Source organism: Micromonospora parastrephiae, assembly GCF_016802865.1.
GTDB lineage: Bacteria > Actinomycetota > Actinomycetes > Mycobacteriales > Micromonosporaceae > Micromonospora > Micromonospora parastrephiae.
Map to the genome: position 1 here is coordinate 1 of NZ_JAEVHM010000257.1, position 6,042 is coordinate 6,042.

7 protein-coding genes and 1 pseudogene are annotated in these 6,042 nt (G+C 72.1%); 2 read left to right on the forward strand and 6 right to left on the reverse strand.

Translation table 11 applies throughout. The annotated features are described in order from the left end of the window. From JNW91_RS28650 to JNW91_RS28665, 4 genes and pseudogenes are all read right to left on the reverse strand, one after another. Positions 1–1,556, reverse strand: a pseudogene (locus JNW91_RS28650) (NADH-quinone oxidoreductase subunit 5 family protein); the annotation flags it as partial. Beyond that, positions 1,553–1,921 (reverse strand): NADH-quinone oxidoreductase subunit NuoK, encoded by a 369-nt coding sequence (nuoK, locus tag JNW91_RS28655; RefSeq protein WP_203178596.1) that lies wholly within the window; start codon positions 1,919–1,921, stop codon positions 1,553–1,555. The pseudogene JNW91_RS28650 and the gene nuoK, both read right to left, overlap by 4 nt. Next, positions 1,918–2,487, reverse strand: a complete 570-nt coding sequence (locus JNW91_RS28660; RefSeq protein WP_203178598.1) for an NADH-quinone oxidoreductase subunit J family protein — start codon at positions 2,485–2,487, stop codon at positions 1,918–1,920. Before JNW91_RS28660 ends, nuoK begins: the two co-directional genes overlap by 4 nt. A 25-nt stretch (positions 2,488–2,512) precedes the next feature. Next, positions 2,513–3,130, reverse strand: coding sequence for a NuoI/complex I 23 kDa subunit family protein (locus JNW91_RS28665; RefSeq protein ID WP_203178600.1), 618 nt, complete (start codon positions 3,128–3,130; stop codon positions 2,513–2,515). Positions 3,131–3,226: 96 nt separating this feature from the next. Here JNW91_RS28665 and JNW91_RS28670 point away from each other — a divergent pair, with 96 nt between their 5' ends. Next, positions 3,227–3,364, forward strand: a complete 138-nt coding sequence (locus JNW91_RS28670) for a hypothetical protein (RefSeq protein ID WP_238425880.1) — start codon at positions 3,227–3,229, stop codon at positions 3,362–3,364. 97 nt (positions 3,365–3,461) lie between these two features. Here the strand turns inward: JNW91_RS28670 and JNW91_RS28675 are convergent, their stop codons facing one another. After that, complete coding sequence (locus JNW91_RS28675) at positions 3,462–3,893, reverse strand: ester cyclase (protein WP_203178601.1); 432 nt, start codon at positions 3,891–3,893, stop codon at positions 3,462–3,464. An 88-nt stretch (positions 3,894–3,981) separates the two neighbouring features. On the opposite strand from JNW91_RS28675, the gene JNW91_RS28680 reads away from it, so the two are divergent. After that, on the forward strand, positions 3,982–5,001 hold the full coding sequence (locus JNW91_RS28680; RefSeq protein ID WP_309244512.1) for a glutathione S-transferase family protein: 1,020 nt from the start codon (positions 3,982–3,984) through the stop codon (positions 4,999–5,001). A 3-nt stretch (positions 5,002–5,004) separates the two neighbouring features. Here the strand turns inward: JNW91_RS28680 and JNW91_RS28685 are convergent, their stop codons facing one another. Then, positions 5,005–5,967: a complex I subunit 1/NuoH family protein gene (locus tag JNW91_RS28685; protein ID WP_139588231.1), complete on the reverse strand. Its 963-nt coding sequence runs from the start codon at positions 5,965–5,967 to the stop codon at positions 5,005–5,007. Positions 5,968–6,042: the final 75 nt, after the last annotated feature.

Below are 6,042 nucleotides of genomic sequence, written 5' to 3' on the forward strand. Positions count from 1 at the left end.
GACGTGGACCAGCCCGTCCTCGGCGCCCGCCACCGGCACGGTGGCGAACCGCAGCCGGTCGGCGAACACCCCGACGAACCCGGCCAGGCCGAGCAGCGCGGCCGGCACGGTCAGCAGCAGCACCGGCCAGCGCAGCAGCGCCGGCGGGTCGTGCGGCGCGACCAGCGGCAACCGGGGCTCGCCGAAGAAGGCCCGCAGCAGCAGCCGGCCCGCGTACCAGGCGGTGACCGCCACGCCGACCAGCCCGGAGATCCAGACCATCCAACCCACCCAGGACGGCGCCGGGCCGGTGCCCTCCAGCGCGGCCGACTCGGCGACCGTCAGCACGCCGTCCTTGCTCCAGAAGCCGGCCAGCGGCGGCACACCGGCCAGCGCGCCCAGGCCCACCACGGTGCACCAGAAGGTCACCGGCATGCTGCGGCGCAGGCCGCCCATCTCCGACATCAACGTGGTGCCCACCGCGTGGATCACCGCGCCGGCGGCGAGGAACAGCAGCGCCTTGAACGCGGCGTGGGTGAGCAGGTGGAACAGCGCCGCCGACGGTGAGCCGACCGCCAGCGCGCCGGTCATGTAGCCCAGCTGGGACACGGTCGACCAGGCCAGCACCCGCTTGATGTCGTCCTGCGCGGTGGCGGCGAGCGCGCCGAGCAGCAGGGTGATCGCGCCGAGCACCCCCAGCACGGTCAGCGTCACCGGCGCGGCAGTGAACAGCGGGTAGAGGCGGGCCACGGCGTACACCCCGGCGGCGACCATCGTCGCCGCGTGGATCAGCGCGGAGATCGGCGTCGGGCCGGCCATCGCGTCCGGCAGCCAGGTGTGCAGCGGGAACTGGGCGCTCTTGCCGGCGACCCCGGCCAGCAGCAGCAGACCGGCGGCGGTCAACGTCGCGGTGGAGTGGTCGTGGGTGAGCACGTCGGTGATCCGGAAGCTGCCCGTCGACACGCCGAGCAGCGCGATGCCGAGCAGGAAACCGACGTCACCGACGCGGGTCACCAGGAACGCCTTCATCGCGGCGGCCGGCGCGCCGGGCAGCCGACGGTCGTGGGCGATGAGCAGGTACGAACAGAGGCCCATCACCTCCCACCCGACCAGCAGCATGATCAGGTCACCGGCGACGACCACCAGCAGCATGGCGCCGGTGAAGATGCTGATCTGCGCGGCGTACGGCGGGTAGCGGTGGTCGACGTCGACGTCGTCGTGCGGACCGCGTCGCAGGTAGCCGATCGAGTAGACCTGCACGGCCAGGGCGACCGCGGTGACGGCCACCGCGACCAGCGCGGCCGCGCCGTCCAGCCGGACGCCGAGGGTTACCATCAGCCCGCCGATGTCGACCCAGGTGGTCGACGTCTGCGTCGGACCGTCGACCGTCACCAGCAGCGCGACGGCCAGCACCAACGCGCCGGCCGCACCGGACACCCCGAGTGTCACGGCGCCCGTCCGGGCCCGGTCACCGCCCGCCGCGTCGCTTCGGTGCCGCGGGGCCGGCGCAGCAGCAGGCCGAGCAGCCCGGCGGCCAGCGGAACCGCGGGCAGCAGCGCCCCGAGCAGCCCGGTCACCGACCCGCCTCCCGATCCCGGCCGGCGGCGGCCGGCTCCCGAGCGTCGGCTGGACGCGCCGGCTCGGTCAGCGGCACGTCATCCACCGCCACGGTGGCCCGCAGCCGGTAGAGCTGGAGGACGATCGCCAGCCCCACCCCGATCTCGGCGGCGGCGAGGACGATGACGAACAGCGCGAAGACCTGCCCGGAGTGCGGCAGCACGGCGCGGGCGGTGGTGTCGGCGGTGACCAGGATCAGGTTGACCGCGTTCAGCATCAGCTCGACCGCCATCAGCACCAGCACCGCGTTGCGCCGACGCAGCACGCCGTAGACGCCGAGGCCGAACAGCAGCGCGGCGGTGACGTACGGGATGACCGGCCTCACCGGCGCCCCCCGGAATCCGCGTCGGCCAGGTCCTCCGCCGGCGCTGGCCTGCCGTCGCGGGCCGGGCCGGGCCGGCCGATGTCCGGGCGGGACAACACCACCGCGCCCACCAGCGCGGACAGCAGCAGCACCGAGAGCACCTCGAACGGCAGCACCCAGGACTGAAAGATCTGCTCTCCCAGCCGCTCCGCGCTGCCCGCGTCGGGCAGCGCCACGCTGCCCCACCGGTACGCGTCGACCAGCAGGACGCTCAACCCCAACCCCGCGCCGCCACCGATCAGGGCGGCCGGCCAGCCGGGCCGGTCCAGGTCGTCGGAGGCGCCGATCGGCGCCCGGGTCAGCATCACCGCGAACAGCAGCAACACCACCACCGCGCCCACATAGATCAGCACCTGCACCCAGGCCACCAGCTCGGCGCTGAGCACCAGATAGTCGCCGGCCAGCGCGCCCAGGCAGATCACCAGGTAGAGGCCGGCACGGACCAGGTGTTTCGTGGTCACCACCAGCACGCCGGAGCCGACCGCCACCGCGCCGAGGGCGAGCAGCAGCAGATCCGCGCCGGTCACCGGGCCGCCCTTCCGGCTCGGGCGGTCACGACGCGGGATCCTGGTCGGCGCCGGGGCGTACCGCCGGCGGGGCCGGACGGGCGGCGGACGCCTTGCGCGCGGCGGACGTCTCCTCCTTGGCCGGCTCGCCGTTCGGGTCGTGCGCGGACGGCGGCGGGACGGTGGCCATCCACTGGCCGAGGTGGTCCTTGTCGTGCAGCAGGTCCTTGATGTCGTACTCGGCGTACTCGAATTCCGGCGACCAGTACAGCGCGTCGAACGGGCAGACCTCGATGCAGATGCCGCAGTACATGCAGAGCGAGAAGTCGATGTCGAACTTGTCGAGCACGTTGCGTTGGCGGGGGCGGGCGGCGCCGGGCACCGCCACCTCCTCCTTGTGCGAGTCGATGTAGATGCACCAGTCCGGACACTCGCGGGCGCAGAGCATGCAGACCGTGCAGTTCTCCTCCGACAACGCGATCACGCCGCGCGAGCGGGGCGGCAGCTCGGGGGTGACGTCCGGGTACTGCTGGGTGGTCGAGCGGCTGGTCATCGTCTTGAGGGTGACCGCCAGGCCCTTCACCAGACCCGCGCCGGGCAGGCCGCGGTCGCCGGTGCCGCCGGCCGGGTCGCCGCGCTCGCTGGGGTCGCTCATGTCGACCATCCTGCCCTGTGGCCCCGGTGCGCGCGACCACCACCCGTAGGTCCACGGCGGTACCGTGGTCGCGGGGAGAACGAACGCACCGGAAAGGACCCGTCGATGACCGCCGCGCTGCACGACGACATTCCGCGGCCGGGCGAGTGGACGACCGACGCCTTGGACGCCCTGCCCGACGATGGCCGCCCTCGCCCGGAGATCCTGGACGGAAACCTGCTCATGTCGCCCTCCTCCACGTGACTCCACCAGTCCATTGCGCTCTTACGTCGAGCAGGCCCGGCTCACCGATGGCATCCTCGTCCCCGAGCCGTGGGAGATGGACATTCGTTGGAGCGGATCACGCCCCGGGGCCGCTGACACCGCCGGTGGGTGGGAGCATCTCCACGCCGAGCTGCTGGAGCAACTGGAACAGCTCGTTGCAGCTCCACACCTCGACGATCCTGCCCGCCGGGTCGAAGCGCAGGAACGTCGCGCCGGAGTAGCTGACCACCTGACCGGTCGGGGGCACCGGCCCGAACTGCCCGATCTGGGTGCCCGCCGCCCGCCAGTGCACGGCCACCCGCTCACCCGCCGCCACCACGTCCACGATCTTGTACCGCAGGTCCGGGAAGGCCGCCCGCCGCTCGCGATGCCAGGCCAGCGTCGCCTCCGGCCCGGTCCCACCCAGGCCGGGGCACTCGTCGGCGACCAGGTCGTACGCCGACTCCTCCCGGCGGGCGTTCCACACCTCGGCGATGAAACGTCGGGCCGCCGCCTCCACATCCGTCATCCCGGCAGGGTAACGGGGCCCACCACACGTCGCTGAGCCGTAGATCCGTAAGGATTGGGTAGAGACAGTGAACAACCGGGAGGGTGACGTGGGCGAGGAAACAGGCGGGAAGTACGTCGAACCGGGTGGCGAGTTCACCCGCGACCAGCGGTACATCGCAACCCGGATCACCGAGGACGGGCGGGACGGGTACCCGGTGGAGCCCGGCCGGTACCGGCTGGCCGTCAGCCGGGCCTGTCCGTGGGCCAACCGCCTGATCATCGTGCGGCGCCTGCTGGGCCTGGAGGACGCCATCTCGATGGCGGTGGCCGGCCCGACCCATGACGCCCGGAGCTGGACCTTCGACCTCGACCCGGACGGCCGGGACCCGGTGCTCGGCATCGAGCGCATCCAGGAGGCGTACTTCAAGCGCTTTCCCGGCTACGAACGCGGCATCACCGTGCCGGCGATCGTGGACGTGCCGACCGGGCAGGTGGTCACCAACGACTACGCGCAGATGAGCCTCGACCTGTCCACGCAGTGGGGGGCGTACCACCGCGAGGGCGCCCCGCAGCTCTACCCCGAGCACCTGCGGGAGCAGATCGACGAGGTCAACGCCGTGGTGTTCCGCGACGTCAACAACGGTGTCTACCGGTGCGGCTTCGCGGGCAGCCAGGAGGCGTACGACAAGGCGTACCACCAGCTCTTCGACCGGTTGGACTGGCTGACCGAGCGGCTGACCGACCAGCGTTACCTGGTCGGCGACACCATCACCGAGGCCGACGTGCGGCTGTTCACCACGCTGGTCCGCTTCGACCCGGTCTACCACGGTCACTTCAAGTGCAACCGGCAGAAGCTGAGTGAGATGCCGGTGCTGTGGGCGTACGCGCGGGACCTGTTCCAGACTCCCGGGTTCGGCGACACCGTCGACTTCGACCACATCAAGCGGCACTACTACGAGGTGCACCGCGACATCAACCCGACCGGGGTCGTGCCGCTCGGGCCGGACCTGTCCAACTGGCTCACCCCGCACGGCCGGGACGCGCTCGGTGGTCGGCCCTTCGGTGACGGGACGCCGCCTCCGCCGCCGGCCGAGCCCGTCGACCCCGCGCACACCCCGCTGCGCTGAGGCCTACAGGGCGACGCGGACGGCGGCCGTGAGGACCAGCTGCGCGAGGGATGCCGGCACCAGCACCAGCCAGCAGAGCCGTTGCAGCTGGTCCTCGCGCAGCCGGGGGTAGGACACCCGCAGCCAGATGATCACGAAGGCCACGGCGAAGACCTTGAGCAGGGTCCAGAGCCAGCCGAGCTGGTCGTCGGCGAACGGGCCCTGCCAGCCGCCGAGGAACAGCACCGTGGTCAGCGCGGCGATCACCACGATGCCGACGTACTCGGCGAGCAGGAAGAACGCGAAGCGCAGACCCGTGTACTCGGTCATGTAGCCGAAGACCAGCTCCGAGTCGGCCACCGGCATGTCGAACGGTGGCCGGCGGATCTCGGCCAGCCCGGCGACGAAGAAGATGATCATGGCGGGCGCCTGCCAGAGCAGCCACCACGGCTGCCACGCCTCGACGATGCCGGAAAGGCTGAGCGTGCCCGCCGCCATCGCCACCGAGGCGGCGGCCAGCACCAGCGGCAACTCGTACCCGAGCAGCTGCGCGGCCCCGCGCAGCCCACCGAGCAGGCTGTACTTGTTGGCCGACGCCCACGCCGACATGAGCACCGCCACCACCCCGACACCGACCACGGCCAGCACGAAGAACAGGCCGATGTCCAGAGGTTGCCCGACCAGGTCGTTCGGGCCGAGCGGGATGACCAGCAACACCAGCAGGTAGGGCACCAGGGCCACCGCCGGGGCCAGCCGGAACACCGCCCGGTCCGCCTCACGCGGTGTGACGTCCTCCTTCTGCACGAACTTGACCCCGTCCGCGACCAACTGGGCCCAACCGTGGAAGCCGCCCGCGTACATCGGACCGAGCCGGCCCTGCATGTGCGCCATCACCTTGTGCTCGGTCTGGCCGACCAGCAGCGGCAGGGTGAGGAACGCGACCAGCACTCCGCCCACCCGCAGCACCAGCTCCACCCAGAGCGGCATCAGCGCGTACCCCCGTCGTCGTCGGTGCCGTCGCGGCGCCGGCGGGTCCGCGACCGGGCCGGGCGCGGGCCGGTC